This is a genomic window from Marinobacter sp. EhC06, assembly GCF_001650915.1.
Taxonomy (GTDB): domain Bacteria; phylum Pseudomonadota; class Gammaproteobacteria; order Pseudomonadales; family Oleiphilaceae; genus Marinobacter.
Genome location: NZ_LXYO01000012.1, coordinates 270,137 through 295,028 on the forward strand (window position 1 = coordinate 270,137; position 24,892 = coordinate 295,028).

22 protein-coding genes and 2 pseudogenes are annotated in these 24,892 nt (G+C 60.4%); 16 read left to right on the top strand and 8 right to left on the bottom strand.

What is annotated here, in order from left to right; all coding sequences use genetic code 11:
• Window positions 1-118: 118 nt before the first annotated feature.
• From A8B84_RS07585 to A8B84_RS07595, 3 genes are read right to left on the bottom strand one after another with little or no spacing between them, the layout of a single operon-like run.
• Window positions 119-1,300 carry a thiolase family protein gene (locus A8B84_RS07585; protein WP_064227317.1) on the bottom strand — a complete coding sequence of 394 codons (1,182 nt, stop codon included), beginning with the start codon at window positions 1,298-1,300 and terminating at the stop codon, window positions 119-121.
• Between the two features lie 16 nt (window positions 1,301-1,316).
• Complete coding sequence (locus A8B84_RS07590) at window positions 1,317-2,468, bottom strand: acyl-CoA dehydrogenase family protein (RefSeq protein ID WP_064227316.1); 1,152 nt, start codon at window positions 2,466-2,468, stop codon at window positions 1,317-1,319.
• Between the two features lie 24 nt (window positions 2,469-2,492).
• The gene (locus A8B84_RS07595; RefSeq protein ID WP_008170601.1) at window positions 2,493-3,254 is read right to left on the bottom strand and encodes an SDR family NAD(P)-dependent oxidoreductase; all 762 of its coding nucleotides are present in this window, start codon (window positions 3,252-3,254) and stop codon (window positions 2,493-2,495) included.
• A gap of 104 nt (window positions 3,255-3,358) precedes the next feature.
• Here A8B84_RS07595 and A8B84_RS07600 point away from each other — a divergent pair, with 104 nt between their 5' ends.
• From A8B84_RS07600 to A8B84_RS07665, 15 genes and pseudogenes are all read left to right on the top strand, one after another.
• Window positions 3,359-3,802 (top strand): MerR family transcriptional regulator, encoded by a 444-nt coding sequence (locus A8B84_RS07600; protein ID WP_064227315.1) that lies wholly within the window; start codon window positions 3,359-3,361, stop codon window positions 3,800-3,802.
• A 29-nt stretch (window positions 3,803-3,831) separates the two neighbouring features.
• Window positions 3,832-5,001 (top strand): isovaleryl-CoA dehydrogenase, encoded by a 1,170-nt coding sequence (locus A8B84_RS07605; RefSeq protein ID WP_064227314.1) that lies wholly within the window; start codon window positions 3,832-3,834, stop codon window positions 4,999-5,001.
• A gap of 188 nt (window positions 5,002-5,189) precedes the next feature.
• A complete protein-coding gene (locus tag A8B84_RS07610; RefSeq protein WP_064227313.1) occupies window positions 5,190-6,797 on the top strand; it encodes a carboxyl transferase domain-containing protein in 1,608 nt (535 codons plus the stop codon).
• A gap of 14 nt (window positions 6,798-6,811) precedes the next feature.
• Window positions 6,812-7,618, top strand: coding sequence for an enoyl-CoA hydratase-related protein (locus A8B84_RS07615; protein WP_064227312.1), 807 nt, complete (start codon window positions 6,812-6,814; stop codon window positions 7,616-7,618).
• A 2-nt stretch (window positions 7,619-7,620) separates the two neighbouring features.
• Window positions 7,621-9,630: an acetyl/propionyl/methylcrotonyl-CoA carboxylase subunit alpha gene (locus A8B84_RS07620; RefSeq protein ID WP_064227311.1), complete on the top strand. Its 2,010-nt coding sequence runs from the start codon at window positions 7,621-7,623 to the stop codon at window positions 9,628-9,630.
• Window positions 9,630-10,538 carry a hydroxymethylglutaryl-CoA lyase gene (locus A8B84_RS07625; RefSeq protein ID WP_064227310.1) on the top strand — a complete coding sequence of 303 codons (909 nt, stop codon included), beginning with the start codon at window positions 9,630-9,632 and terminating at the stop codon, window positions 10,536-10,538. Before A8B84_RS07620 ends, A8B84_RS07625 begins: the two co-directional genes overlap by 1 nt.
• A gap of 143 nt (window positions 10,539-10,681) precedes the next feature.
• Complete coding sequence (locus A8B84_RS07630; RefSeq protein ID WP_064227309.1) at window positions 10,682-11,257, top strand: peroxidase-related enzyme; 576 nt, start codon at window positions 10,682-10,684, stop codon at window positions 11,255-11,257.
• A gap of 52 nt (window positions 11,258-11,309) precedes the next feature.
• Window positions 11,310-12,998, top strand: coding sequence for an AMP-binding protein (locus tag A8B84_RS07635; protein WP_082905112.1), 1,689 nt, complete (start codon window positions 11,310-11,312; stop codon window positions 12,996-12,998).
• Window positions 12,999-13,230: 232 nt separating this feature from the next.
• Window positions 13,231-13,623 carry a YciI family protein gene (locus A8B84_RS07640; protein ID WP_064227308.1) on the top strand — a complete coding sequence of 131 codons (393 nt, stop codon included), beginning with the start codon at window positions 13,231-13,233 and terminating at the stop codon, window positions 13,621-13,623.
• A 35-nt stretch (window positions 13,624-13,658) separates the two neighbouring features.
• Window positions 13,659-13,964 (top strand): annotated as a pseudogene (locus tag A8B84_RS07645) (aldo/keto reductase); the annotation flags it as partial.
• A gap of 57 nt (window positions 13,965-14,021) precedes the next feature.
• A pseudogene (locus A8B84_RS22150) lies at window positions 14,022-14,144 on the top strand (DUF2959 family protein); the annotation flags it as partial.
• Window positions 14,145-14,378: 234 nt separating this feature from the next.
• Window positions 14,379-14,939, top strand: coding sequence for a LemA family protein (locus A8B84_RS07650; protein ID WP_227512657.1), 561 nt, complete (start codon window positions 14,379-14,381; stop codon window positions 14,937-14,939).
• On the top strand, window positions 14,939-15,697 hold the full coding sequence (locus A8B84_RS07655) for a TPM domain-containing protein (protein ID WP_064227305.1): 759 nt from the start codon (window positions 14,939-14,941) through the stop codon (window positions 15,695-15,697). Before A8B84_RS07650 ends, A8B84_RS07655 begins: the two co-directional genes overlap by 1 nt.
• A 60-nt stretch (window positions 15,698-15,757) precedes the next feature.
• A complete protein-coding gene (locus tag A8B84_RS07660; protein WP_064227304.1) occupies window positions 15,758-16,375 on the top strand; it encodes a TPM domain-containing protein in 618 nt (205 codons plus the stop codon).
• A 20-nt stretch (window positions 16,376-16,395) separates the two neighbouring features.
• Window positions 16,396-18,381 carry a hypothetical protein gene (locus A8B84_RS07665; protein WP_064227303.1) on the top strand — a complete coding sequence of 662 codons (1,986 nt, stop codon included), beginning with the start codon at window positions 16,396-16,398 and terminating at the stop codon, window positions 18,379-18,381.
• 18 nt (window positions 18,382-18,399) lie between these two features.
• Here A8B84_RS07665 and A8B84_RS07670 read toward each other — a convergent pair whose 3' ends face one another.
• The 5 genes from A8B84_RS07670 to A8B84_RS07690 form a co-directional block, all read right to left on the bottom strand.
• Window positions 18,400-19,671: an MFS transporter gene (locus tag A8B84_RS07670; protein ID WP_064227302.1), complete on the bottom strand. Its 1,272-nt coding sequence runs from the start codon at window positions 19,669-19,671 to the stop codon at window positions 18,400-18,402.
• A gap of 87 nt (window positions 19,672-19,758) precedes the next feature.
• A complete protein-coding gene (locus A8B84_RS07675; RefSeq protein WP_064227301.1) occupies window positions 19,759-20,502 on the bottom strand; it encodes an ABC transporter permease in 744 nt (247 codons plus the stop codon).
• Window positions 20,502-21,449, bottom strand: coding sequence for an ABC transporter ATP-binding protein (locus A8B84_RS07680; protein WP_064227300.1), 948 nt, complete (start codon window positions 21,447-21,449; stop codon window positions 20,502-20,504). Before A8B84_RS07680 ends, A8B84_RS07675 begins: the two co-directional genes overlap by 1 nt.
• Window positions 21,450-21,469: 20 nt before the next feature.
• Window positions 21,470-22,624 (bottom strand): ABC transporter permease, encoded by a 1,155-nt coding sequence (locus A8B84_RS07685; RefSeq protein ID WP_064227508.1) that lies wholly within the window; start codon window positions 22,622-22,624, stop codon window positions 21,470-21,472.
• A gap of 36 nt (window positions 22,625-22,660) precedes the next feature.
• Complete coding sequence (locus A8B84_RS07690) at window positions 22,661-23,584, bottom strand: ABC transporter substrate-binding protein (RefSeq protein ID WP_064227299.1); 924 nt, start codon at window positions 23,582-23,584, stop codon at window positions 22,661-22,663.
• A 188-nt stretch (window positions 23,585-23,772) separates the two neighbouring features.
• Here A8B84_RS07690 and A8B84_RS07695 point away from each other — a divergent pair, with 188 nt between their 5' ends.
• Window positions 23,773-24,849: a TauD/TfdA dioxygenase family protein gene (locus A8B84_RS07695; RefSeq protein ID WP_064227298.1), complete on the top strand. Its 1,077-nt coding sequence runs from the start codon at window positions 23,773-23,775 to the stop codon at window positions 24,847-24,849.
• Window positions 24,850-24,892: the final 43 nt, after the last annotated feature.

Below are 24,892 nucleotides of genomic sequence, written 5' to 3' on the forward strand. Positions count from 1 at the left end.
GGCCGGTGGATTTTTCGCCGGAAAAAGGTGTCTGAGCGAAGCGAGTTCTTTTTCCAAGAAAAATTCACCGGCCACCCCGCAGCCCGCCCCCAAACAGGCAGGCTACGTAGAGAAGCTATCAGATCAATTCAATAGCAACCGCAGTCCCCTCGCCACCACCAATACACAGCGAAGCCACACCACGCTTCAGGCCACGCTGCTTCAGGGCATTGATCAGGGTAACGATGATCCGCGAACCGGAAGAGCCGATCGGATGCCCCAGGGCACAGGCACCACCGTGGACGTTGACCTTCTCCGCCGGAAGCTTGAGCTCATTGATGGCCGCCAGAGTAACCACCGCGAAGGCTTCGTTGATCTCGAAGAGATCCACGTCGTCCACGCTCCAGCCGGCTTTCTTCAGCACCTTCTCGATGGCACCGATGGGGGCCAGGGTGAACTCCGCCGGCAGGCGTGCGTGGGTGGCGTGGGCCACGATGCGGGCCTGGGGTGTCAGGCCACGGGCGTCGGCTTCGGCGGCGGAGGCCAGCACCAGGGCAGAGGCGCCGTCGCTGATGGAGCTGGAGTTGGCCGCAGTCACAGAACCGTCTTTGGCGAAAGCCGGCTTCAGGTGCGGGATTTTCTCCGGTTTTGCGTTGCCCGGCTGCTCGTCGGTGTCGACTTCAGTGTCGCCGCCACGGCCGGAAACAGTAACCGGAACAATCTCGTCACGGAACCAGCCGTTTTCGATGGCGGCCAGGGATTTCTGCAGGGACCCGATGGCGAATTCGTCCATGGCCTGGCGGCTGATGTCGTATTTGTCAGCGGTACGCTGGGCGAAGACGCCCATCAGGCCGCCTTCGTAGGCGTCTTCCAGACCGTCCAGGAACATGCTGTCCATTACCTGTCCGTGACCCATGCGCATGCCGGCGCGGGCCTTGGGCAGCAGGTACGGCGCCTGGCTCATGTTTTCCATGCCGCCGGCGATCATGATGTTGTTGGTGCCTGCCTTGATCTGGTCGTGGGCCATGATCACGGCCTGCATGCCGGAGCCGCACATCTTGTTGATGGTGGTGCAGCCGGAGCTGTCGGGAATGCCGGAAGCACGGGAGGCCTGGCGCGCCGGGGCCTGGCCCAGGCCCGCCGGCAGTACGCAGCCCATGATTACTTCCTGCACATCCGCCGGCTGAAGGCCGGAGCGTTTAATAGCGGCCTTGATGGAGATGGCGCCCAGGTCTGGAGAGCGCACGGAGCTGAGAGAGCCCATCATGCCGCCCATGGGGGTTCTTGCTGAGCCTGCTAGTACTACGTCGTTGTTGCTCATGGTTTTCCTCACTTAATCAGGCTTTGCCCAGCACAGAGCGGGCAATAATTTCTTTCATGACTTCCGAGGTGCCGCCGTAAATGCGCTGCACCCGCGCGTCGATAAAGGCCCGGGATATCGGGTACTCGGTGGTGTATCCATAACCGCCAAACAGCTGCAGGCAGCCATCGGCCACCCGGCACTGCATTTCAGTGGCGCTGTACTTGGCCATGGAGGCGGTCGGTGCATCCAGTTCACCCAGGTCGTACTGGTCAATGCACTGGTCCACGAATGCCTTGTTCACCCGGTAGTCGGTTTCCATGCGCGCGATTTCAAAACGGGTGTTCTGCAGTTGGGCCAGCTTCTGGCCAAACAGTTCCCGTTCCTGGGCGTAGGCGATGGTCAGGTCCAGGGAGCCGCGGGCGGCAGCTACGCCGAGGGCGCCGATTACCAGGCGTTCCCGGGGCAGTTCCTTCATCAGGTAAACAAAACCCTGCCCCTCTTCACCGAGGAGTGCGGAAGCCGGGATGCGCATGTCGGAGAAGAACAGCTCGGAGGTATCCCCGGAATGCTGGCCGATCTTGTCCAGGTTGCGGCCTTTGCTGTAGCCGGGCAACGAGGTGTCCACCAGGAAAAGGCTGATGCCGCGGGCGCCGGCTTTCGGGTCGGTTTTGGCGGCGACGATGACCATGTCGGCGTGCTGACCGTTGGTGATGAAGGTTTTGGAACCGTTCAGGATGTACTCATCGCCATCTTTCACCGCGCTGGTGCGAATCGCCTGCAGGTCACTACCGGCGCCGGGCTCGGTCATGGCGATGGCGCCAACGGCTTCGCCGGAAACCAGCTTGGGCAGCCACTGCTGCCGTTGCTCTTCATTACCCATGTGGCTCAGGTAGGGAGCCACGATGTCCGAGTGCACCATCACGTTGGTGGACAGCGCGCCGAATCCCATACGGGCGAGTTCTTCACCCACCACCACGGAGAACTGGAAGGGGGCACCAATGCCGCCCCACTCTTCGGGCACATCCACACACAGCATCCCTGCGTCGCCCAGGGTGTTCCAGAGCTCGCGGGGCACCAGCCCGGACTTCTCCCAGGCTTCGTAGTGAGGCGTCACTTCTTTCTCGAGGACCTTGATAACGGAATCCCGGAACATCCCCAGTTCTTCTTTATCAACAGACACGGTCATGTATGTCTCCTGCAACTGAATGCTTTACTTGGGCGCCATGCGAAGCGCGCAGTCCAGACGAATCACTTCGCCGTTGAGAATCGGGTTGCGCACCATCTGATCCACCATCATGCCGAATTCCTCCGGCTTGCCGAGGCGCTTCGGGAACGGCAGCGTGGCTGCCAGGCTTTCCTGAACTTCCTCGGGCATACCCGCCATCATGGGCGTCATGAACAGGCCCGGTGCAATCGTATTTACACGGATGCCTTCGCGAGCCAGCTCACGGGCCGACTGAAGGGTTAGCGATACCACACCGCCCTTGGAGGCGCTGTAGGCCGCCTGGCCAATCTGGCCCTCGTAGGCGGCCACCGAAGCGGTATTGATGATCACACCCCGTTCACCGTCAGCGTTGGGTTCGCGCTGGGCCATGTCCGCTGCCGCCAGGCGCAGGATGTTAAAGGTACCAATCAGGTTGACCTGGATAACCTTGCTGAAGTTCTCCAGGGGCATCACGCCCTCGCGGCCCAGAATCTTCGAGGCTGTGGCAATACCGGCACAGTTCACGGCAATACCACAGGGGCCATGGGCTTCCCGGGCGGCATTAATGGCCGCTTCGGCGCTGTCCGGGGAACTGACATCGCATTTCAGGAAAATGCCGCCGATATCCGCGGCCACCTTTTCACCCTGTTCCTGCTGAAGGTCAAGAACCGCGACCTTGCAGCCGGCGGCGGCCAGTGCGCGAGCCGCACCCTCGCCCAGTCCGGAAGCACCGCCTGTTACAATGGCTGCCACATTTTTGAATTCCATCGTTCACTCCCCTTTTCAGGATTCTGTTTGTTAAAAATCGGACCCTAAAACTACTTTACGTTTACGTAAACTTTATCTAACCTAAGTCTAAAAAGGAAATCCCAATGGACATTAAAAAGACATACAGCATCAGTGAGCTCGCAAAAGAGTTCGACGTGACAACCCGGAGCATTCGTTTCTACGAAGACCAGGAGCTGCTCAGGCCCACACGGCGCGGGCAGACACGGATCTTCAGTTCAAAGGATCGAGTGCGTCTGAAGCTTATTCTCCGCGGCAAGCGAATGGGATTCTCCCTGGCGGAAACCAAAGAACTGTTCGACCTGTGGGACGAAACCCTCAGTGGCAATGAAAAACAGCTGTTGAAGATGCTGACCATCCTGGAGAACAAACGGGCTCAGCTGGAACAGCAGAAAAACGACATTGCCCAGGCCGAGATGGAAATGGATACAGCCGAAGCCCGGTGCCGAGAAGCCCTGGCCGAGCTGCAGAAGAAAAAGAAACAGCAGGCCCCGGTAAAAGAAGAAGCCAGGCAGACCGCTGAAAACTAATGAATGACAGAAATCAAAGGTAGCCAACGATGAAATCACAGTACTCAGAGCTCAACTTCGGCCTCGGCGAAACCCTCGATATGCTCCGCGAGCAGATCAACGGCTTTGCTGCTTCCGAAATCGCACCGCGCGCCGAGGAAATTGACCGCAACAACGAGTTCCCCATGGATCTGTGGCGGAAAATGGGCGACATGGGCCTGCTGGGTATCACCGTGAGCGAAGAATACGGCGGCTCCGATATGGGCTACCTGGCGCACGTCATCGCCATGGAAGAAATCAGCCGTGCTTCCGCCTCCGTTGGCCTCTCCTACGGTGCCCACTCCAACCTGTGTGTGAACCAGATTCACCGCAACGGCACCGAAGAGCAGAAACAGAAATACCTACCGAAACTCGTCAGCGGCGAGCACGTTGGCGCCCTGGCCATGTCCGAGCCCAACGCCGGCTCCGACGTCATCTCCATGAAACTCAGCGCCAAAGACGCCGGTGACCACTACGTCCTCAACGGCAACAAAATGTGGATCACCAACGGCCCGGATGCGAACACCTACGTTATCTACGCCAAAACCGACACCCAGGCCGGCTCCAAGGGTGTAACCGCCTTCATCGTAGAACGCGACGCCCCAGGCTTTAGCCGCCACCAGAAACTCGACAAACTCGGCATGCGCGGCTCCAACACCTGTGAGCTGGTGTTCGAAGACTGCAAAGTACCCAAGGAAAACGTCCTGGGTGGTGTTGGCAACGGCGCCAAAGTCCTCATGAGCGGCCTCGACTACGAGCGCCTGGTTCTCTCCGGCGGCCCGTTGGGCATCATGCAAGCCGCAATGGACGTGGTCGTACCTTACATCCGCGAGCGCAAGCAGTTCGGCCAGGCCATCGGTGAATTCGAACTGGTCCAGGGCAAAGTCGCCGACATGTACACCTGGATGAACACCGCCAAGTCCTACGTCTACATGGTTGCCATGTCCGCCGACCGCGGCGCGGAAACCACCCGTAAAGACGCCGCCGGCGCGATCCTCTACTCCGCCGAAATGGCCACAAAAATCGCCCTGGACGCCATCCAGCTGCTCGGCGGTAACGGTTACATCAACGAATACCCGACAGGCCGCCTGCTGCGGGACGCCAAGCTGTATGAGATCGGTGCCGGAACATCCGAGATTCGTCGGATGCTGATCGGCCGTGAGCTGTACCTGAACAAGTAAACAGCCGCTGATCACATCGATTTACGGAAGATAACTCCCTCGGTACGCCGAGGGCGTGGCGGGTGTTCCTCCCGGGAATGTCTGCGGCCATGGATGGCCGCAGTCAAGCGCACATGGATGTGCTCGTAGCGTTTCCCGGGAGGAACACCCGTCACGCCCGGATGCCCCCGAATAAGAAGGCAGGGAAAATGACCATACTCCAAAGCAAAATCAATCCGCGGTCCGAAGAGTTCCAGGCCAACCAGGAATCCATGGCCCAGGCCGTAGCCGACCTGCGCGACAAAGTTTCAACCATCCAGCAAGGCGGCGGCCCCTCCTACCAGGAGCGCCACATCGCCCGTGGCAAGCTGCTCCCCAGAGAGCGCATCAACCGCCTCCTGGACGACGGCTCCCCGTTCCTGGAAATCGGCCAGTTCGCCGCCTACAACGTTTACGATGAAGAAGTCCCCGCTGCAGGCGTCATCGCCGGCGTGGGCCGCGTCTCCGGCACCGAATGCATGATCATCGCCAACGACGCCACTGTAAAAGGCGGCAGCTACTACCCGCTGACCGTGAAAAAACACCTGCGCGCCCAGGAAATCGCTCTGCAGAACCGCCTGCCGTGCATCTACCTGGTCGACTCCGGCGGCGCCAACCTGCCCCGCCAGGACGAAGTCTTCCCGGATCGCGACCACTTCGGCCGCATCTTCTATAACCAGGCCCGCATGTCCGCCGACGACATTCCCCAGATCGCCGTCGTTATGGGCCTGTGCACCGCCGGTGGCGCCTACGTGCCCGCCATGGCGGACGAATCCATCATCGTCCGCAACCAGGGCACCATCTTCCTGGCTGGCCCGCCGCTGGTAAAAGCCGCCACCGGTGAAGTAGTGACCGCAGAAGACCTCGGTGGCGCCGACGTACACTGTAAAATCTCCGGTGTTGCCGACCACTACGCCGAGAACGACGCCCACGCCCTGGAAATCGCCCGGCGCAGCGTCTCCAACCTGAACCGTCGCAAGCCGACGGATGTGGAAATCCGCAAGCCCAAGGCACCGCTGTACGACGCCGAAGAAATCTACGGCATCGTCGGCACCGACCTGCGCAAGCAGTTCGACGTGCGTGACGTCATCGCCCGCACCGTCGACGGTTCCGAGTTTGACGAATTCAAACGCTACTACGGCCAGACCCTGGTGACCGGCTTTGCCCACATTCACGGCTACCCGGTGGGCATCATCGCCAACAACGGCATCCTGTTCAGCGAAGCCGCCCAGAAAGGCGCCCACTTCGTTGAGCTTTGCTGCCAGCGCAACATTCCGCTGCTGTTCCTGCAGAACATCACCGGCTTCATGGTCGGCCAGAAATACGAATCCGAAGGCATCGCCAAGCACGGCGCCAAGATGGTTATGGCCGTGGCCTGTGCCAACGTACCGAAGATCACCGTACTGATCGGTGGGTCTTTCGGGGCGGGCAACTACGGCATGTGCGGCCGGGCCTACAGCCCCGATTTCCTGTGGATGTGGCCAAACGCCCGTATCTCCGTCATGGGCGGCGAGCAGGCCGCCGGCGTTATGGCCACCGTTCGCCGCGAAGGTATGGAACGCAAGGGCCAGGAATGGAGCGCCGAGGAAGAGGCTGAATTCAAGCAGCCGATCATCGACACCTACGAACACCAGGGCCACCCCTACTACGCCAGTGCGCGTCTCTGGGACGACGGCGTCATCGACCCGGCCCAGACCCGTGAAGTGGTTGCCCTGAGCCTGTCTGCCACCCTTAACCGACCCGCCAAGCCAACGCGCTTCGGCGTGTTCCGGATGTAATCGGGGAGACTGACATGACAGACAACGAATCCGCAGTTCTGCTCAGACACCGGTCCGAAGGCATTGCCGAGGTGGTTCTCAACCGCCCCGACAAGCGCAACGCCTTCGACGACGTGATCATCCAGCAGCTGATCAGCACCCTCACCGAAGTGAATGCCGACAACAGCGTGAAGGTCGTTATCCTGCGCTCCGAAGGCAAGCACTTCTCCGCAGGGGCCGACCTTGGCTGGATGCGCCGTATGGCCGAGAACAGCCGCCAGGAAAACCTGGACGATTCCCGGGAACTGGCGCGGCTGATGAACGTACTCAACCATCTGGCCAAGCCGGTGATCGGACTGGTACAGGGCGCTGCCTTCGGCGGCGCGGTGGGCCTTGCCGCCTGCTGCGACATCGTCATTGCCACCGAAAAATCCAGCTTCTGCCTCAGCGAAGTGAAGCTCGGCCTGATTCCGGCGGTGATCAGCCCCTACGTGGTGCGCGCTATTGGCGAGCGCCAGGCCCGGCGGTACTTCATCTCTGCCGAAGTGTTCACCGCAAAGCAGGCTCAGGAATACGGCCTTGTACACATCGTCTGTGACGATGTCGACGCCATGGAAGCCCGCTGCAACGAAATGCTCCAGCAACTGGCCATGAACGGGCCCGAGGCCATGAAAGCCGCCAAGGACCTGGTATTCGCCGTCAGCCACAAGCCCATCAACGACGACGTGATTGACGACACGGCACACCGCATAGCGGATATCCGGGTGGGTGAAGAAGGACAGGAAGGGCTCAGCGCCTTCCTGAACAAGCGCAAGGCCAACTGGGTTCCGGAGGAAGAATAACAATGTTCAGCAAGATACTGATCGCCAACCGGGGCGAAATCGCCTGCCGGATCATACAAACCGCCCACCGCATGGGCATTCGCGTTGTCGCCGTCTATTCAGAGGCCGACGCCAATGCACGGCACGTGGCCATGGCCGACGAAGCCTTCCACATCGGCCCCGCACCCAGCTCCGAGAGCTACCTGCGGGCCGAAAAGATCATCGAGATTGCCAAAAAGAGCGGTGCCCAGGCCATCCACCCGGGTTACGGTTTCCTTTCGGAAAACACCGGGTTTGCCGAATCCTGTGAAGCCAACAACATTGTCTTCATCGGCCCGCCCTCCTCGGCCATCGCTGCCATGGGCTCCAAGTCCGCGGCCAAGGCCATCATGGAAAAGGCTGGCGTGCCGCTGGTGCCCGGTTACCACGGCGACGACCAGTCTGTTGAAACCCTGCGGGCCGAAGCCGAGAAATGCGGCTTCCCCTTGCTGCTCAAGGCTGTTGCCGGCGGCGGTGGCAAAGGCATGCGCGTGGTGAATAACATGGGCGAGTTCGACGATGCCCTGGCGGCCGCCAAGCGCGAAGCCCAGAACGCCTTCGGCAACCCGGACATGCTGATCGAACGCTACCTGACCCAGCCACGGCACGTGGAGATTCAGGTGTTCTGCGACAAGGATGGCAAGGGCGTGTACCTGGCCGAGCGTGACTGCTCCGTGCAGCGCCGCCACCAGAAAGTCCTGGAAGAAGCCCCGGCCCCCGGCCTGAGCGAAGACACCCGCAAGGCCATGGGTGAGGCCGCCGTGCGCGCCGCCCAGGCCATCAACTATGTGGGTGCCGGCACCGTTGAATTCCTGTACGACGTGGATGGTTCCTTCTTCTTCATGGAGATGAACACCCGACTGCAGGTCGAGCACCCGGTGACCGAGATGGTTACCGGCCAGGATCTGGTGGAGTGGCAGCTGAAAGTGGCCTGGGGTGATGCCCTGCCACTGGAACAGTCCCAGGTGAAAACCCGGGGCCACGCCCTGGAAGCGCGGATCTACGCCGAGGACCCGGACCAGGACTTCCTGCCGGCCACCGGCAACCTGCGCTACCTGAGCACTCCGGATGAAAGCGCCCACGTGCGGGTCGACACCGGTGTGACCGAAGGCGACGACATCAGCATCCACTACGACCCCATGATCGCCAAGCTGATCGTGTGGGACGAAACCCGCGACCAGGCCATCAACCGCATGGTCCAGGCCCTTGAGCATTACCGCATTGCCGGCGTGAAGACCAACATCCGGTTCCTGCACGCCCTGGCCGACGCCCAGCCGTTCCGGGAGGCAGACCTGACTACCGGTTTCATCGAGGATCACCGGGAGTTGCTGTTCCCGAAATCCAAGCTGGATACCCACAAGGCCCTGGTACTGGCCGCCGGTTTTGTACTGGAGCAGCGCAAATCCCGGGAAGTCGTAAGCACCGACCCCTGGTCACCGTTCGGCCGCCAGAACAGCTGGCGCATGAACTCCGAATACGCCCAGCCACTGCAACTGCAGGTTGGTGAAGAGATTCACGACCTCAAGGTACTGGAGCGCGATGACCGTTATCAGGTGTATGTGGGCGACAGCGTCTACAACCTCACCGCCCGCCTGGACGACGATTATCTGCAGGCGGTCATCAACGGCCACCGCATCAGCATCCACGGCAACCTGCACAACGACCAACTGGTGCTGTTCTACGAAGGCGATACCTTCAACTGCAACGTGTACAAGGAAAGCTACGGCTTCGAGGAAATGGCCGGCGACGGCAGCCTGGCCGCGCCCATGAACGGCGCCATCGTCGCCGTGCAGGCCAAGGTCGGCGACAAGGTCACCGCTGGCCAGAGCCTGGTAATCATGGAAGCCATGAAGATGGAACACGCCATCAAGGCCCCGGCCGACGGCGTGGTCACCGAGATCTTCTTCGCCGAGGGCGACCAGGTTTCCGAAGGTGCTGAGCTAATTGCCATTGAGGTGAACGACCCTGAAGCGAAACAAGAGGAGGCAGGCTGATGGCCTTTCCCAAACAGGTTCGCCTGGTTGAGATGAGCCCCCGGGACGGACTCCAGAACGAGCCCGGCCCGGTGATCGCCACCGCCATCAAAACCGGGCTGATCGATCGCCTGGCAGACAGCGGCCTGAGCCACATCGAGGCCGCCAGCTTCGTGTCCCCGAAATGGGTGCCACAAATGGGCGACGCCGCCGAAGTTATGGCCGGCATCAACCGCAAGGCTGGCGTTTGCTACTCCGCCCTCACCCCGAACCTGAAAGGGTTTGAAGGGGCACTGGCAGCGAAGGCCGACGAAGTGGCCGTGTTCGGCGCCGCGTCCGAATCCTTCACCAAAAAGAACATCAACTGCACCATCGCCGAAAGCCTCGAACGCTTCGCCCCGGTGGTGGAAGAAGCCCGCAAACACGGCATGCCCGTGCGCGGCTACGTCTCCACCGTGATGGGTTGCCCCTACGAAGGCGACATCGCCCCGGAACAGGTGGCCACCGTGGCCAAAGCCCTGTACGACATGGGCTGCCACGAAATCTCCCTGGGCGACACCATTGGCGTAGGCACACCGATCAAAGCCAAACGCATGCTCGAAGCCGTCGCTGCGCACGTGCCCATGGATAAACTGGCTGCGCACTTCCACGACACCTACGGCCAGGCACTGGCCAACCTGTATGCGGTACTGGAAGAAGGCGTCAGCGTCATCGATGCCTCCGTCGCCGGCCTCGGCGGCTGCCCCTACGCCAAGGGTGCCTCGGGCAACGTAGCCACCGAAGACGTGCTATACCTGCTTAACGGCCTTGGCATCAAAACCGGCGTCGATCTTGAAAAGCTTGTCGCCACAGGCGACTGGATCTGTGGCCAGCTGAACCGCCACAACGGTTCCAAAGTCGGCCAGGCACTAGGCGGCAACTGCCAATGATCAAATTGGCGGGCGGGAACAGCTTCCCAGGACTGTCTGCAGCATGGATGCTGCAGTCAAGCTTACAGGGACGTATTTACAGCGTGTCCTGGGAAGCTGTTCCCGCCCGCCAAAGCACCGAACAAGAAGGCTAGGAGCCAAGAATGAGCAAGAAAAACGTAGTCGCCCTGGATCTCCCCATCCCGGAGATCAGCGAGATGCCAGAGGACACCCAGAAGTACTTCCAGATCTGCCAGGAAAAGCTGGGCATGATCCCGAACGTACTCACCGCCTACAGCCAGAACCTCAAACAACTGGAAGGTTTCACCCGCCTGTACAACGAGCTGATGCTTGGCGAGGGTGAACTCTCCAAACTGGAGCGGGAAATGGTCGCCGTGGTGGTCTCCTCCGAGAACAAATGCTTCTACTGCCTGGTTGCTCACGGCGCCGCCGTGCGGGTCCTGAGCGGCGATCCCCAGCTGGGTGAGCATATGGTGATGAACTACCGCAGCGCCAAGCTCGACAAGCGCCAGCGGGCCATGCTGGATTTTGCATCCCACCTTACCCGCTCACCGGCCACCGTCACCGAAGACCACATCCAGGCCCTGCGGGATGCCGGTCTCAGCGACCGCGGCATCTGGGATCTCAGCAACCTGATCGGTTTCTACAACATGTCCAACCGCGTGGCGATTGCCAGCGATATGCAACCCAACCCCGAATATCACAGTCAGAGTCGCTAGCAGGTAAACCACCCTGCTCGCCCTCGAATACAAAAACAATGGAGGCAGAGATATGAGCAAGACTCTACCAAGTTATACAAGCGGAACCGCGGAAAAGCCCCTGCTGGGCATGACCATCGGCGAAATGCTAGACCGCACCGCCGAGAAGTACCCGGACAACGAAGCCCTCGTGTGCCTGCACCAGGACATTCGCTGGACCTACAAAGAATTTGTTGAAAAGGTCGACGAAGCCGCCCGAGCCTTCATGGCCATTGGCGTGAAACGCGGCGATCGCGTCGGCATCTGGTCGCCCAACCGGTACGAGTGGACCGTTACCCAGTTTGCCACCGCCAAAGTCGGCGCCATCCTGGTGAACATCAACCCGGCCTACGGCGTGCACGAACTGCAATACGCCCTGAACCTGGCCGGCATCACCACCCTGGTAACGGCAGACACCTTCAAAGCCTCAAACTACCGCGAGATGATCTACGAGCTGGCTCCGGAGCTGAAGCGCAGCACCCCCGGCAAGCTCAAGGCCGACCACGTACCCGAGCTGCGTGCCGTGATCAACGTGCATGAAGACAAACACGACGGCATGTGGACCTGGAAGGAATTCCTCGGCTTTGCCAGCGACATTTCTGAAGACGATCTGAACAAGCGCCAGGGCGAACTGCAGTTCGATGATCCCATCAACATCCAGTTCACCTCCGGCACCACCGGTAACCCGAAAGGCGCCACCCTCACCCACCACAACATCCTCAACAACGGGTACTTTGTGGGCGAGAGCCAGCTCCTGACAGAAAAAGACCGCCTGGTGATTCCGGTGCCCCTGTACCACTGCTTCGGCATGGTCATGGGCAACCTGGGCTGCATCACCCACGGATCCACCATGATCTACCCCGGCGAAGGTTTCGAGCCCAAGTCCGTCTTGCAGGCCGTGCACCAGGAGAAGGCCACCGCCCTGTACGGCGTGCCTACTATGTTCATCGCCGAACTGGCCGAGCCGGAGTTCGAGACCTACGACCTCTCCACCCTGCGCACCGGCATCATGGCTGGCTCCATCTGCCCGGCCGAGGTGATGAAGAAGGTTAACGGCAAGATGAACATGAAAGAGGTTCAGATTGCCTACGGCATGACCGAAACCAGCCCGGTTTCCACCCAGACCAGCTCACTGGACCCGTTCGAGAAGCAGGTGACCACCGTGGGCCGCACCCAGCCGCACCTGGAAACCAAGATTGTCGATCCAGGCACCGGCAACGTGGTTCCGCGCGGGGAGATCGGTGAACTTTGCACCCGTGGCTACAGCGTGATGCTGAAGTATTGGAACAACGAAGAGAAAACCCGCGAAGCCATCGACGATGCTGGCTGGATGCACACCGGTGACCTGGCCACCATGGACGAAGAGGGCTACATCCAGATCGTTGGCCGCATCAAGGACATGGTCATCCGCGGTGGTGAGAACATCTACCCGAAAGAAATCGAAGAGTTCCTCTACACCCACCCGGCCATCGAAGAAGTACAGGTAACCGGCATTCCCGATGACAAATACGGCGAAGAGCTGATTGCCTGGGTGAAGCTGGCTCCCGACGCGGCGCCGGTAACGGCCGAGGACCTGCAGGCCTTCTGCAAGGGCAAGATCGCTCACTTCAAGATCCCGAAGAACTACAAGTTCGTGGATGAATTCCCGATGACCGTCACCGGGAAGATCCAGAAGTTCAAGATGCGGGAGATTTCAATCGAGGAGATGGGGTTGAAGAAGTAAGGCTCCCGCCCTTTCACTCCCTCCAACTACAGACCCCGGCTTATGTCGGGGTTTGTGCTTTGTGTAGTCCGCGTATGGGCTCCCAGAGAAAGTGGAATCACGGAGCGGGGGTACGGCATTTAAGCTTCCTTGCCGCAAAAAAACCGCACGATTGTCGAAAACCGCAGTGCCCAACCGACTACCCGATGAGCCTGTCAAAGGTTTTAATGAAACAGCGATCGGGAGAAACGCCATGAAATATATGCTGTTGGCCTACGGAAACGAAGAAAAGTTCAACCAGATGAGCAAAGAAGAGCTGGCCGAGATTGGGGAGAAGTGCAAGGGCTTCGACGCCGAGATGCAGGCGGCGGGCGAGGTCACCTGGGGCGGCAGCCTGAGCTGGGAATCGAAGTCTATGCGTCTCAAGGACGGCCAACTGTTAGTCACCGACGGGCCGTTCACGGAAACCAAAGAGGTCGTTGGCGGCGTGGTGATCATCGAAGCGCCGGACTTCGACGCAGCGGTGAAGCTCGCCTCACTGCATCCGGCAGCGCGTATGGGCGAGGAGCTGGGCTGGGGCATCGAACTCCGCCCGATGGACTACTGCCCCGCGATCCGTGAGGCGGAGGCTGCGCGCGGCGAGTAGGGATGACCGGGCGGGCAATCCCCCTCAAACACCACTCTCGGGAGCGCGGCAGTGCTGTCATCGCCGTGATGCGGGAGATTGCCACCGGCAAGAAGGTCGATGGCCAGCCCGTCAGCGTGGCTCAGATTGCGCTTGCCTGGCTGTTGCACCAGGACGCCGTGACCAGCGTTATTGTCGGAGCCAAGCGGATAGACCAGTTGCGGGACAATCTCCTGGCGGCACAGATCCGGTTCTCAACTGACGAACTGGCGGCCCTGGATGAAGTCAGCCGCCTGCCGGCGGAGTATCCGGGCTGGATGCTGGAGCGACAGGGGGAGTATCGGGCACATATGAAGGCATGATATTCGACCTGGAAGAGCCTTAGAAAGCAGAACGCGGAGCATCAGGAGGATCAGGCGTTTTATCTCAAGCACGATCTGAGCGACCAGGCGATCTGTTCGCTAGCGACTTGGCTGGTGAGTATCCGCCGGGAGGTAGACAGCCTGATTCGCAACATCGAGAAGTGGCTTGAGGAGTCTGACGCTTTCATCCATTGTGTTCGCGACGGCGGGTATTCGCTGCCAAGGTTACAGCCGATCGATAGCGTTTTCGCCTTGAAAACAAGGGGTTTGTCCCAATATTGGGACTTGAACGCTTGCCTTCGCCCGCTGGCCGGGCGGACGCCCTTCTTTATGCAACCACATCAGGGAAAGATTATGACCGGAACCCTCCACACTCCGTTTCAACAACGGAACTTCTGGCGGCTGACCTCGCTGATGGCGTTGGTTCTTTTTCTTAGCGGCTGTGGGATCAATAACATCCCCACCTACGATGAGCGAGTGACCGCAGCCTGGGCTCAGGTGGAAAACCAGTACCAGCGCCGGGCAGACCTGATTCCCAATCTTGTGGAAACCGTAAAGGGTTTCGCCGCGCAGGAGCAGGAAACTCTCACTGCGGTGATTGAGGCGCGCTCGAAAGCGACATCAATCCAGGTAGACGAGAGCATTCTCAACAATCCCGAGAAGCTCAAGCAGTTCCAGCAGGCCCAGGGTGAGCTCAGCAGTGCCCTGAGCCGACTGATGGCGGTTTCAGAACGCTACCCGGACCTGAAATCGAATCAGAACTTCCTGGCGCTTCAGTCCCAGCTTGAGGGCACAGAAAACCGTATTGCCGTCGCGCGGCGGGACTTCATCCAAGCGGTGGAGCGGTACAACACCGAACTGCGAACCTTCCCGGGCAAGATCTGGCACAGCCTGCTGTACAGCGATCTCGAGCCCCGCGCCAACTTCGAAGCCACCACAGAAAACGCGGATGAAGCACCCGCGGTGGAATTCTGATGGTTGTCCAGCTCAACAAGAGTCTGTTACTGGCATTGCTGGTGTTGCTGCCAGCTACCGTCTGGGCTCAGTCCACGCCGGAATTTCCCGAACTGACTGGCCGGGTGGTAGACCGGGCGGAGATGCTGTCTCCCGAGGTGGAATCGCGCCTGAGCCAGATGCTCCAGGCCCATGAACAGGCAAGCACCGAACAGGTAGTGGTGGTTACCCTGCCGAACTTGCAAGGTTATCCGATTGAGGATTTCGGCTACCAGCTGGGCCGGCACTGGGGTATCGGCCAGAAGGGCGAGGACAACGGCGCGCTGCTGATCGTGGCGGAGGAAGAACGCAAAATCCGCATCGAGGTGGGCTATGGTCTTGAAGGCCGGCTTACTGATGCCGACTCCTCGGTCATCATCAATCGCATTATTACCCCGGCGTTCCGTCAGGGGGATTTTCAGGCCGGTATCGTTAACGGCGCCGCCGCCATGATCCAGGTACTCGGCGGCGAGCCCATGGCAGCTCCGCAGAGTCAGCAACCCGTTGCACTGCAGGAGAAGCCCAAAGCCGGTATGGTCGCGCTGTTCTTCATCATCATGATGGCGGTGGTGTTCTTTATCGGCAGCCGCGGTGGCCGTGGTGGCCGCGGAGGTGCTGCGCTGTTAGGGGCAGCATTGCTGGGTGGCGCCATGGGCGGCCGGGGCGGAGGCTTCGGCGGTGGCGGCTTTGGTGGCGGCGGAGGCGGCTTTGGCGGCGGCGGTGCCTCCGGTGGCTGGTAGCGCCACATGGGCATGCTCGCGCGCTGAATCCCCTCACCTGACAATGAGAATGGCACAATCATGACATTACTAAGCAAAAGCGATCAGGAAGCCGTTACCGCCGCCATCAATAAGGTGGAACGGGAAACCGACGCCGAACTGGTAACCGTGCTGACGGCCCAATCGGATAACTACAGCTATATTCCACTGGTCTGGGCCGGCATTCTGGCGCTGCTGGTGCCGGGTATCGGCAACTATTTCGGGAACTGGTTCGGAGCCGACATGCTCATGCTGGTGCAGTGGGGCACGTTCGTCGTGCTCAGCCTGCTGTTCCGGATGCCGGGCATAAACACCCGCCTGATTCCCCGGCAGGTGCGTTACTGGCGGGCCTCCAACCTCGCCCGGCGGCAATTCCTTGAGCAGAACCTGCACCACACGGAAGGCGGCACCGGCATGCTGATCTTCGTCTCCGAAGCGGAACGCTATGTAGAGATTCTGGTGGATCAGGGCATTGCCGATGTGCTGGACAACTCGGTATGGGAGAGTATTGTCGCGGACTTCACCGAAAAAGTTCGCCAGGGACAGACCCGGCAGGGGTTTCTTGACTGCATTGCCGCCTGTGGCAAACTGCTCAAAGAACACGTGCCCTCCACCCACGAGCGCAATGAACTACCCAACCATCTCGTGATTCTGCCCTGACGGAAAAGGGAGTCAACGCTATGGAGCGCCAAGACCCGGATCCTGCGCTCAAGCCGGCATTGATGCAGTTCGATATGGCGCTGGCCGAGTTTGCCCGGGCCCGGAAATCGGACCCAAAGGCCTCCAGCCTCAGCCTTCTGGAGCGCGCAAGGATGCTGATGACCCTGTCGGGTGGCTTCGACGCCCTCTACCGTAGGGTCCGTTCGATGGAATCCGCTGGTATTTTCGGCACCAGCGACTGGGCCCAACCGGCCATCCTGCAACCGGCGCTTGCCAAGCACTCCCTGAGAGAGGCCGGTGCTGTCACCACCATTGTGGAAGCGATCAGCGAGCTGCGCATGTTGGCCGTGACCCGGGGTGATTATTTCCATCCGGGCATTTCCGCCGAGCAGGCTCGCCATTTTCTCACCCAGGTAATGGCGCTGAACCTGGACCTGCTGTCTGGCCAGCTAACAGAAGCCGACCGGGAACGACCGAAGCAGCTCGGAACCATTGTTCAGGACCTTTACCGATATTTGATTTCCCACCTGGGATACGAAAGCCTGCTGGACAGCCTGGTGGCAGAGGTTTGGCGCTTGCTAGACCAGGGCCCAGTCCAGGTGGACAGCATCTGCGAGATGATCGGTCAGATCGCCAAATGCCTCTATGACCCCAGCATCAAAACCCGACGCAATGCCGACGCCACCCGACTGGTGAAGGCGCTCTTTGCCCCCACACCTGCCAGCGCAGAGGATCCTGGCCTTGCCGTTTACGAGCAGCGTCTGAAAGACATGGACGATGTGGCACTCTCCTCCGAAGCCACCTACTTTGCCCGCAGCATGTTCGATACCGGCCTGGCCTCCCCCTACCATGCGGTGATGCTAAGGTTCCTGCGCGCGACTGGTCAGGATGATCTGATACCCAACACACTGGGCCTGACCATGACCGGCCTGGACGATCTCTACTGTTACACCGAACTGGTGCATGCCCTGATTGACGAGGCCATCTATCCAGAGACCTGCCAGGCGGTGTATGGCCTGACGATGATGCTGGAACGGGGGTCACTCTTTACCCCCTCGGTTGCACAGGCCCTGTGGCGTCAGATCAAACTTCGCCCCTCTCCAGAAACCGAACAGACCCTCAGAGAGGCATTCGGCGATGCACGCCCGCCGAGGGTGTTCCTGCTTGCCGGGGTTATCAATCTGCTGGGACAGCCATTGGGTGTCGGCCAGGGCAACAATCCCACCTGCCAGTCTGCCATTGGCCTTTCAATGTGGGCATCCAACGAGGCAGATTACTTGCTCCAGGTTCTGGCCTGGGCAGCCCGGGACAACGAGGTGCTGAGCCGCTTCGAAGGCCAGGAAGTTTCTTCCAGAGATCTGGAGCCCGGCCTGGTGAAAGGCACACCGGTGGACGTGGACCCGGTGTCGCTGGTGCTTATCCCCCACCTGGATCGCATCTACGGGGAAATGTGGCGCCGCTGTGAAAACCGCGATGACGACGCCCACCGCTGGATCAACCCGGAATTCTACGGCTGGTGGGTCAGCCACGGCTTCCGCGCGGTAACCGATGTGAAAACCGGTGAGGTAAAGGACTATGAAGGCTTTATCCGGCATTTCTACGCGAGCTACCATCCCTTCTTCAACGGCAACATCCCGGTCATTCACGCCCAGCCAGCAGGCATAGCCGTCACTGACAGCGCCGCGCGCTTCGTTGGCCGACACGCCATCAACATTCTGCGGGTCGCCCTCAGCCCAAAGAACGAGATGCGGGTTTATTTCTTCAACCCCAACAACGACAGCGGCCAGAACTGGGGCCAGGGCATCACCTGCTCAACCCACGGCAATGGCGAAATGCGCGGCGAAGCCTCCCTGCCCGTAGCCGAATTCACCTCCAGGCTGTACGCCTTCCACTACGACACCCTGGAGCTGGGCGACCTCTCAGCCATACCCGATGAGGAAGTGGCACGGGTGATGGATCTTGGCTACACCAGCTGGGCGGCGCGGACCGATACATCCGAGGAGTAACGCTCCCGGCTATCCGCCCTAATAACTCTCGGTCTTGCCAGTAACCGGTGAATAGGGTTCGCCTTCCTCGTCTTGAAGCTGATAGTCGTAGGCCGCCTGCAGACCAGTATCTTCTTCCGCCTCTTCTTCCGGTTCATATTCCAGATACCGTGGATAGAACGGAGAGAGCATGGCCACGACGATCCCGATGGCGCAGAACATGCCAAAGGCATCAGCGTAACCCACGCCGCCGACCAGCATACCAACCACCGGCGAGCCAGCCGCCTGGCCCAGGGATACCGCTATGAATGGCAGCACCGGCCCCATGGACAAACGCCCCGGCAACAGGCGAATGCCAGTCATCAGATACAGCCCGGTCAGACTCATGTAAGCCAGACCAAAAACCAGCGCCGAAAACGCCGAAATCAGCAAGTTGTCGGGGCTGGCAGCCAGCAACGCCAGGCTCGCAGCCAGCATCATCAGCATCAGGGCCTGAGTGATCGGCGGATTGTTGCGATCGGCCAGATCGGCCACCACCGCGCCACCCAGACCTGCAATACCAACGCCCAACCACAGCCAACCGGTGGCGTCAGATGGCATGGACCCGAGGTTAACCACCAGGTCGGGCGCGAAGATCCAATAAGCGGCAGAGACAAAGCCCATCATGAAAGCGAACAGCGAGAGCCTGAGCAGGCGCCACCACTGGTCGGCGCTGATTGGCTGCACCGGCGCCGCATTGGCGGGGACAACACGGGAAACAGACGGAATAAAGAACCAGGTGGCAACGACACCGATAACCGCCAGCACCGCAAAGGAAGCGTAGGCGTAGCGCCAGGCACCGGCCAGGAACAGTATGGTCGGCACCGCGATCATGACACCAACACTCGTGCCTGCATTCATTACCGAGCTGACCCGGCCGTGGAGAGAGCGTCGAACCAGCGCCTGCATGGCCGCTGTAAGCGCCGGCATCATCAGGCCCGTACAGATGCCACAGAGAACCACACCAACTCCAAGGGAAACAGCTCCCACCGCCTGACTGATCAGCGCCAGGCCAACAACACCAAAAATACCGGAGGCCATGGCGGTATTGCGGGCGCCGAGCCGGTTTGCCGAGAGCGGCGCAACCATGGTTGCGAATACGAAACTGATCAGTGGAAGCGCACCGATCACACCAATCACATCCGGCGCCAGCCCCAGTTCTTCCCGGATAGGAGGAACGAACAAACCGAACGCAAAGCGCGCAAGCCCGTAACTGATCGCGATCAGTGCTGCGCCCAGGAGTGCAAATGACGTGCTCGAAGGAAACTTCATTCCGATGTGCTCCTTGCGCTGTGCATGCCTCTCAGCCTAAACATCAAAGCAAGGTATTTAAAGCACCGGGCAGCCGCGGCGCGGCTTTCAGCCTGCGGTCTGGGGCAGAAACCGACGGTCCCAGACCCGCTCAGCGGCTTCAAACAGGCTATCCACCGTGAGCGCCAAAAGGCCAATCAGAATCGCACCCTGCAACACATAGGCCGTGTTGCCATTTACCAGCCCCGCAATCACCGGATCACCGAGGGTTCGGGCACCGATTGTTGAGCCAATGGCAGCGGTGGCAATATTGATCGTAACCGAGGTCCGGATGCCGGCCAGGATCACCCTACCCGCCAGCGGCAACTCCACCTGCAGCAACACCTGAAAAGACGACATGCCCATACCCAGCGCAGCCTGCCGGACGGTGGCATCCACTCCTTCAAGGCCCGCCAGTGTGTTGCGAAGAATGGGCAGCAAGCCATACAGAATCAACGCCACCAGAATCGGTGCCTCACCAAAACCAAGAACCGGCACCGCCAGGGCCAGAACCGCCACCGGCGGAAAGGTCTGGCCAATGGACGCGATCTGGCTTACCAGCGGCAGAAAGTCCCGGCCCGAGGGACGGGTTGCGAAGATACCGCCCGCTACCGCAGCGACGGTTCCAACAAGTGCGGAAATCACCACCAGCATCAGATGGTTCTGAAGCAGAAACAGGAAGCTCTCCCGCTCGTAGATCACGTTCTGTTTATCCGGCTGGACCCACTGGAACAGCGGCTCCAGAACCGGCATGCCGGCGCTCAGGGCACACAGAAGCGCGGTCAGCAGTACAGGCGGCAACCAGATCCGCATCAGGCACCTTCCCGGATAATGCGTTCGCGGGTGATGGTTCCGGTTTCCTCGCCATCGGCATTGAACACTGGCACCTGATTCCAGTTCTGCCAGAGCATAATCGAGAGGGCCACTCTCAGGCTGTCGGCTTCCTTGAGGCCGTCGGCGCCGGGCTCAGGCTGCCTGGGCTGCGGGTAGCTCTGCATCAGGTCTCGTACAGTGCGCAGGCTCATCAGCTTCAGGCCCCGGTCCTGCTTGCCCACCAGATTCTCCACAAAATCGGAGGCCGGCCGTCGGAGAATGTTCTCCGGCGTGTCGTGCTGGATGATGCGGCCCCGGTCCATCACGGCAATGCGGGTCGCCAGCCTCAGGGCTTCGTCGATATCGTGGGTCACAAACACGGTGGTTTTCCGCAGCTGGCTCTGGATGCGCAACATTTCAAGCTGCAGGTTTTCCCGGGTGATAGCGTCCAGTGCGCCGAAGGGTTCGTCCATCAGCAGAATATTGGGGTTGGCCGCCAGCGCCCGGGCAACGCCCACCCGCTGGGCCTGGCCGCCTGACAGTTGCTGAGGATACTTATTGGCGTGGGTGGCCGGGTCGAGATCCAGCAGTGTCAGCAGCTCATGCACGCGCTCGTCGATCCGCTCGCGGGGCCATTTCAGAAGCTGGGGCACCATGGCGATGTTGCGGGCCACCGTCCAGTGCGGAAACAGGCCCGTGCCCTGGATGACATAGCCCATGTTCAACCGCAGCTGCTCCGGGTTCATGGCGGTAACGTCCTTACCGTCCACCAGAATCTCGCCCTCGCTGTGGGGCAACAGCTGGTTGATCATCCGCAGGGTGGTGGATTTGCCGCAGCCTGAACTGCCCACCAGCACGCAGACTTCTCCGGATTCGACCGTCAGGTTGATCCGGTCCACGGCCACGGCATCGCCGAAGCGGCGGGTTACGTTTTTCAGTTCGATCATTCGGACATACCCTTTTCCTGTCAGGCCGTCGCCGGTGTCGGCTTGAGAATGGCCGCCAGCATGGTGAGCAACGCATCAGCAAGCAGAGCGAGTGCGATGGTGGGCAACGCACCAAGCAATACCAGATCCATCGCCGCCTGCCCCAGGCCCTGAAAGATAAAGCTGCCAAAACCGCCGGCGCCGATCAGCGCGGCAACCGCCGTCAGGCCGATGGCCTGAATCGTGGTGATGCGAACGCCCTCCACCATCACCGGCAGTGCCAGGGGTAGCTTGAGTTTGAAAAACAGCTGCCGCTCGTTCATGCCCATGCCTCGCCCGGCATCCGCCAGGCTTTCAGGCACTTCGGTAAGGGCGACGAAGGTATTGCGCACCATCGGCAGCAGACTGTAGGCCACCAGCGCCAGCAGCGCCGGCGCCCAGCCAATGCCACGGATGCCGATGGCCTGAAGCGCCGGGAAAGCAGCCGCCAGCGCGCTGAGCGGTGCGATCAGCAAGCCGAACACCGCCAGGCTGGGAATGGTCTGGAGAAAACTGACGGCGCCGAGGATAGGCCGGCGCCAGACCACACTGCGAATCATCTTCAGCGCCAGCAGAAAGGCCAGACAGGCGCTGATGCCGACCGCACCGAAAGCCAGTGCCATGTGAGTCCAGAAGGCCTGCTCAAACTTATCCGGCCGGGCGTTGAACTCCCGAACCAGAGACAGACTCTCCAGGCCGTCACTCCGCAGGAACCACAGCCAGCTTCCACTGATAACCGCCAGGATCAACAGTTGCAGCCCTCGGCCACTTCCGAGGCGCCCCAGGATTTCGATCAGCATCAGGGACAACAAAAACAGCAGGCACCAGAAACCGGCTCCGATGGAAGATCGGGCATAGGGGGCGTCTTCCGGCAGATGCCGGCCTGCAAAGACCTCAAGCAAAAGAGGCAGCAGCGCCAGAGAGAGGCCCACCAGAGCCAGGAGCGGCAGGTACCGGCGGCGCACCGGCAGAAGAGACAACACAACGCAGCCCGCCAGAATCAGTGAGACCAGCCCAGCCCCTGCTCCGCCTACCGCCGACCAAAGACCATGCCCGGTACCCGGAACGATCCGGTTGGGTTGAATGACGCCCAGTTCCAGAAGCCAGACCAGTGCCAGGGCCAGCAACCCCAGCACGGGCAGGACACGGTTCGGCATGGAGTTCGGGGAAACGGAGCTGAAAATCGACAAACCTCAGTCCTGGGCCAGGGAATCCAGGTAATCCCGGGCAACGGTATCCGCCGGCACACCGTTCACGGCTACCTGGCCATTCAGGCGCTGCAGCGTTTCGAGATCCAGCGACTCGAAGATGGGGGTCAACACCTCCCGGATCTTCGGATAGGTTTCCAGCACCTCGCCACGCACGATGGGTGCAGGCTGATAGACCGGCTGAACGCCGGCGGTATCTTCCATTACCTTCAGATCCAGGGCATCCAGGCCGCCATCGGTGCCATAGGTCATCGCCCCGTTCACATCGTTGTTGTTCAACGCCGCCGCGCGGAGGGTGGCCGCCGTGTTGCCACCGGAAAGAATCAACAGCTGGTCGGACTCAAGCTCGAAGCCATAGGCCTCCTGGAAGGCTGGCAGGGCACTGGCGGATTCCACAAACTCGGCGCTGGCCGCAAACTTGAAGGCACCGCCTTCATTGATATAGCGGGCCAGGTCCTCAAGCGTGGCCAGGTTGTTGTCACGCGCCAGATCCCCCCGCACGCTCATGGCCCAGGTGTTGTTGGCCTCTGCCGGTTGCAGCCAGACAATGTTGTGCGCCTCTTTATCCAGGCGAGCAGCTTCCTGGTAAGCCTTGTCGGCATCCTTCCAGATATCCCGGTCGGCCTGGTCGTGGAAAAACGCGGCATTGCCGGTGTATTCCGGATAGATATCGATTTCTCCTGCCTTTATGGCATTGCGGACAATGCTGGTGCCACCAAGCTGGAGCCGGTTCTCAACTGGAATGCCGGCCTCTTCCAGGGACTGCAACACCATCTGCCCCAGCACCGAGCCTTCGGTATCAATTTTCGACGACACCACCACCGGATCAGCAGCCAATACCGATCCGGACATTGCCAACGCTATCAATGCCGCTGTGCGGCGAAAAAGGGATTTGGGAGTCACGGCCATTCCTCTGGGTTTTTAGTTACCTATATCAGTCTAGAGGGCCCATCTACGAAGGCAAACGCGAATTGGTCTTGCCCCCGCAGGGCCACCTCGCCCAATTCAAAACATGTACATGGAGATATCAGGTTTGAATTTCAAAAACCCGCTGGGTTACGCTGGCTATAAAACGAGCAGCATGGTAGTTGAACGCTATGGCACAGCCCCTGGAAACACCCCGCGAACCAACCTCCACCGTAGCGCCCCTGAACCCGGAGAATGTGGCCCTGCTCGAACAGGAAGGCTTGGCGCTCAAGCCGCTGGATCCTATTGGCGTTGAAATCTACGGCGCAGACGTGCGCAACCAGCTGCCAGAGCCGGCTATCAAGGCGCTGGAAGAGGAAATGGCAAATCGCGGGTTCATTGTTTTCAAGCACCAGGCGGGCCTCTCGCCCGAAGAACTGATTGATGCCTGCAAATGGTGGGGCGGCCGTGAGATCCACTCCACCCACGGTGTTCATCCCGCAACGCCTGGCCGTAATCGGCACATCTTCCGCTGCTCCAACGATGGCCGCCAGGGGATTCTCGGCGTCGGCCCGCAGTGGCACAACGATGGCAGTTTCGAAGCTGCCACCTTCTCCCACAGCGCCTACTACATGGCCCGCGCACCAGAGAACGGCGGTGGTACCCACTTCGCACACCAGGGCGCCGCGTTTGATTCACTACCGCCGGAAAAACAGGATCTCTGGGAACGGCTGGTGTCGGTGAATTCCGCCTCCAGCGTGACCCACCCCGTGGTTCATACCCATCCGATTTCCGGCCGCAAAAGTGTGTGGCTGCACCTGGGCATGACCGGTGCCGTAATCGAACGCCTGCCGGACGACGGGCTGACTGTCGACCAGCTGAAGACCCTGCCCGCCCCCGCCGACAGCTTCCGGTTGCTCAACGAAGCCGCCATGAAAGAGCTGTTCAACGATTACAACGACCTGCTGAACGATTCCTTCCGGGATGGCTACGGCATTCGCTACGAATACGACACCGGCGATCTGCTGTTTATCGATAACTGGGCTGTAGCCCATCGTGCCTCACCGGAGGCGCACCTACCGGCAGAGCAGCAGGGCCTGCGCATCATGGACCGGGTAACCATCAAGGCCCCGCGGAACCTGGCACCCCACTTTGGCCTGCCGCAATACATCAACATGGCCGGCCCTCACCCGTTCAACAAAGATGGCGTATGGCAAGCCGGCGGCGTGGGCTTTCGCTGGAAAGACGACATTCGCATGCAGAACTAGGCGGGGCGGTTTAAGATAACCCTGTTATTGCAATTTGCTGGAC

What these genes read in the sequence shown, in the direction of transcription:
- A8B84_RS07585 (WP_064227317.1), bottom strand. Translation starts at nt 1,300, where the DNA reads ATGAGCAACAACGACGTAGTACTAGCAGGCTCAGCAAGAACCCCCATG.
- A8B84_RS07590 (WP_064227316.1), bottom strand. Translation starts at nt 2,468, where the DNA reads ATGACCGTGTCTGTTGATAAAGAAGAACTGGGGATGTTCCGGGATTCC.
- A8B84_RS07595 (WP_008170601.1), bottom strand. Translation starts at nt 3,254, where the DNA reads ATGGAATTCAAAAATGTGGCAGCCATTGTAACAGGCGGTGCTTCCGGA.
- A8B84_RS07600 (WP_064227315.1), top strand. Translation starts at nt 3,359, where the DNA reads ATGGACATTAAAAAGACATACAGCATCAGTGAGCTCGCAAAAGAGTTC.
- A8B84_RS07605 (WP_064227314.1), top strand. Translation starts at nt 3,832, where the DNA reads ATGAAATCACAGTACTCAGAGCTCAACTTCGGCCTCGGCGAAACCCTC.
- A8B84_RS07610 (WP_064227313.1), top strand. Translation starts at nt 5,190, where the DNA reads ATGACCATACTCCAAAGCAAAATCAATCCGCGGTCCGAAGAGTTCCAG.
- A8B84_RS07615 (WP_064227312.1), top strand. Translation starts at nt 6,812, where the DNA reads ATGACAGACAACGAATCCGCAGTTCTGCTCAGACACCGGTCCGAAGGC.
- A8B84_RS07620 (WP_064227311.1), top strand. Translation starts at nt 7,621, where the DNA reads ATGTTCAGCAAGATACTGATCGCCAACCGGGGCGAAATCGCCTGCCGG.
- A8B84_RS07625 (WP_064227310.1), top strand. Translation starts at nt 9,630, where the DNA reads ATGGCCTTTCCCAAACAGGTTCGCCTGGTTGAGATGAGCCCCCGGGAC.
- A8B84_RS07630 (WP_064227309.1), top strand. Translation starts at nt 10,682, where the DNA reads ATGAGCAAGAAAAACGTAGTCGCCCTGGATCTCCCCATCCCGGAGATC.
- A8B84_RS07635 (WP_082905112.1), top strand. Translation starts at nt 11,310, where the DNA reads ATGAGCAAGACTCTACCAAGTTATACAAGCGGAACCGCGGAAAAGCCC.
- A8B84_RS07640 (WP_064227308.1), top strand. Translation starts at nt 13,231, where the DNA reads ATGAAATATATGCTGTTGGCCTACGGAAACGAAGAAAAGTTCAACCAG.
- A8B84_RS07650 (WP_227512657.1), top strand. Translation starts at nt 14,379, where the DNA reads ATGGCGTTGGTTCTTTTTCTTAGCGGCTGTGGGATCAATAACATCCCC.
- A8B84_RS07655 (WP_064227305.1), top strand. Translation starts at nt 14,939, where the DNA reads ATGGTTGTCCAGCTCAACAAGAGTCTGTTACTGGCATTGCTGGTGTTG.
- A8B84_RS07660 (WP_064227304.1), top strand. Translation starts at nt 15,758, where the DNA reads ATGACATTACTAAGCAAAAGCGATCAGGAAGCCGTTACCGCCGCCATC.
- A8B84_RS07665 (WP_064227303.1), top strand. Translation starts at nt 16,396, where the DNA reads ATGGAGCGCCAAGACCCGGATCCTGCGCTCAAGCCGGCATTGATGCAG.
- A8B84_RS07670 (WP_064227302.1), bottom strand. Translation starts at nt 19,671, where the DNA reads ATGAAGTTTCCTTCGAGCACGTCATTTGCACTCCTGGGCGCAGCACTG.
- A8B84_RS07675 (WP_064227301.1), bottom strand. Translation starts at nt 20,502, where the DNA reads ATGCGGATCTGGTTGCCGCCTGTACTGCTGACCGCGCTTCTGTGTGCC.
- A8B84_RS07680 (WP_064227300.1), bottom strand. Translation starts at nt 21,449, where the DNA reads ATGATCGAACTGAAAAACGTAACCCGCCGCTTCGGCGATGCCGTGGCC.
- A8B84_RS07685 (WP_064227508.1), bottom strand. Translation starts at nt 22,624, where the DNA reads ATGCCGAACCGTGTCCTGCCCGTGCTGGGGTTGCTGGCCCTGGCACTG.
- A8B84_RS07690 (WP_064227299.1), bottom strand. Translation starts at nt 23,584, where the DNA reads ATGGCCGTGACTCCCAAATCCCTTTTTCGCCGCACAGCGGCATTGATA.
- A8B84_RS07695 (WP_064227298.1), top strand. Translation starts at nt 23,773, where the DNA reads ATGGCACAGCCCCTGGAAACACCCCGCGAACCAACCTCCACCGTAGCG.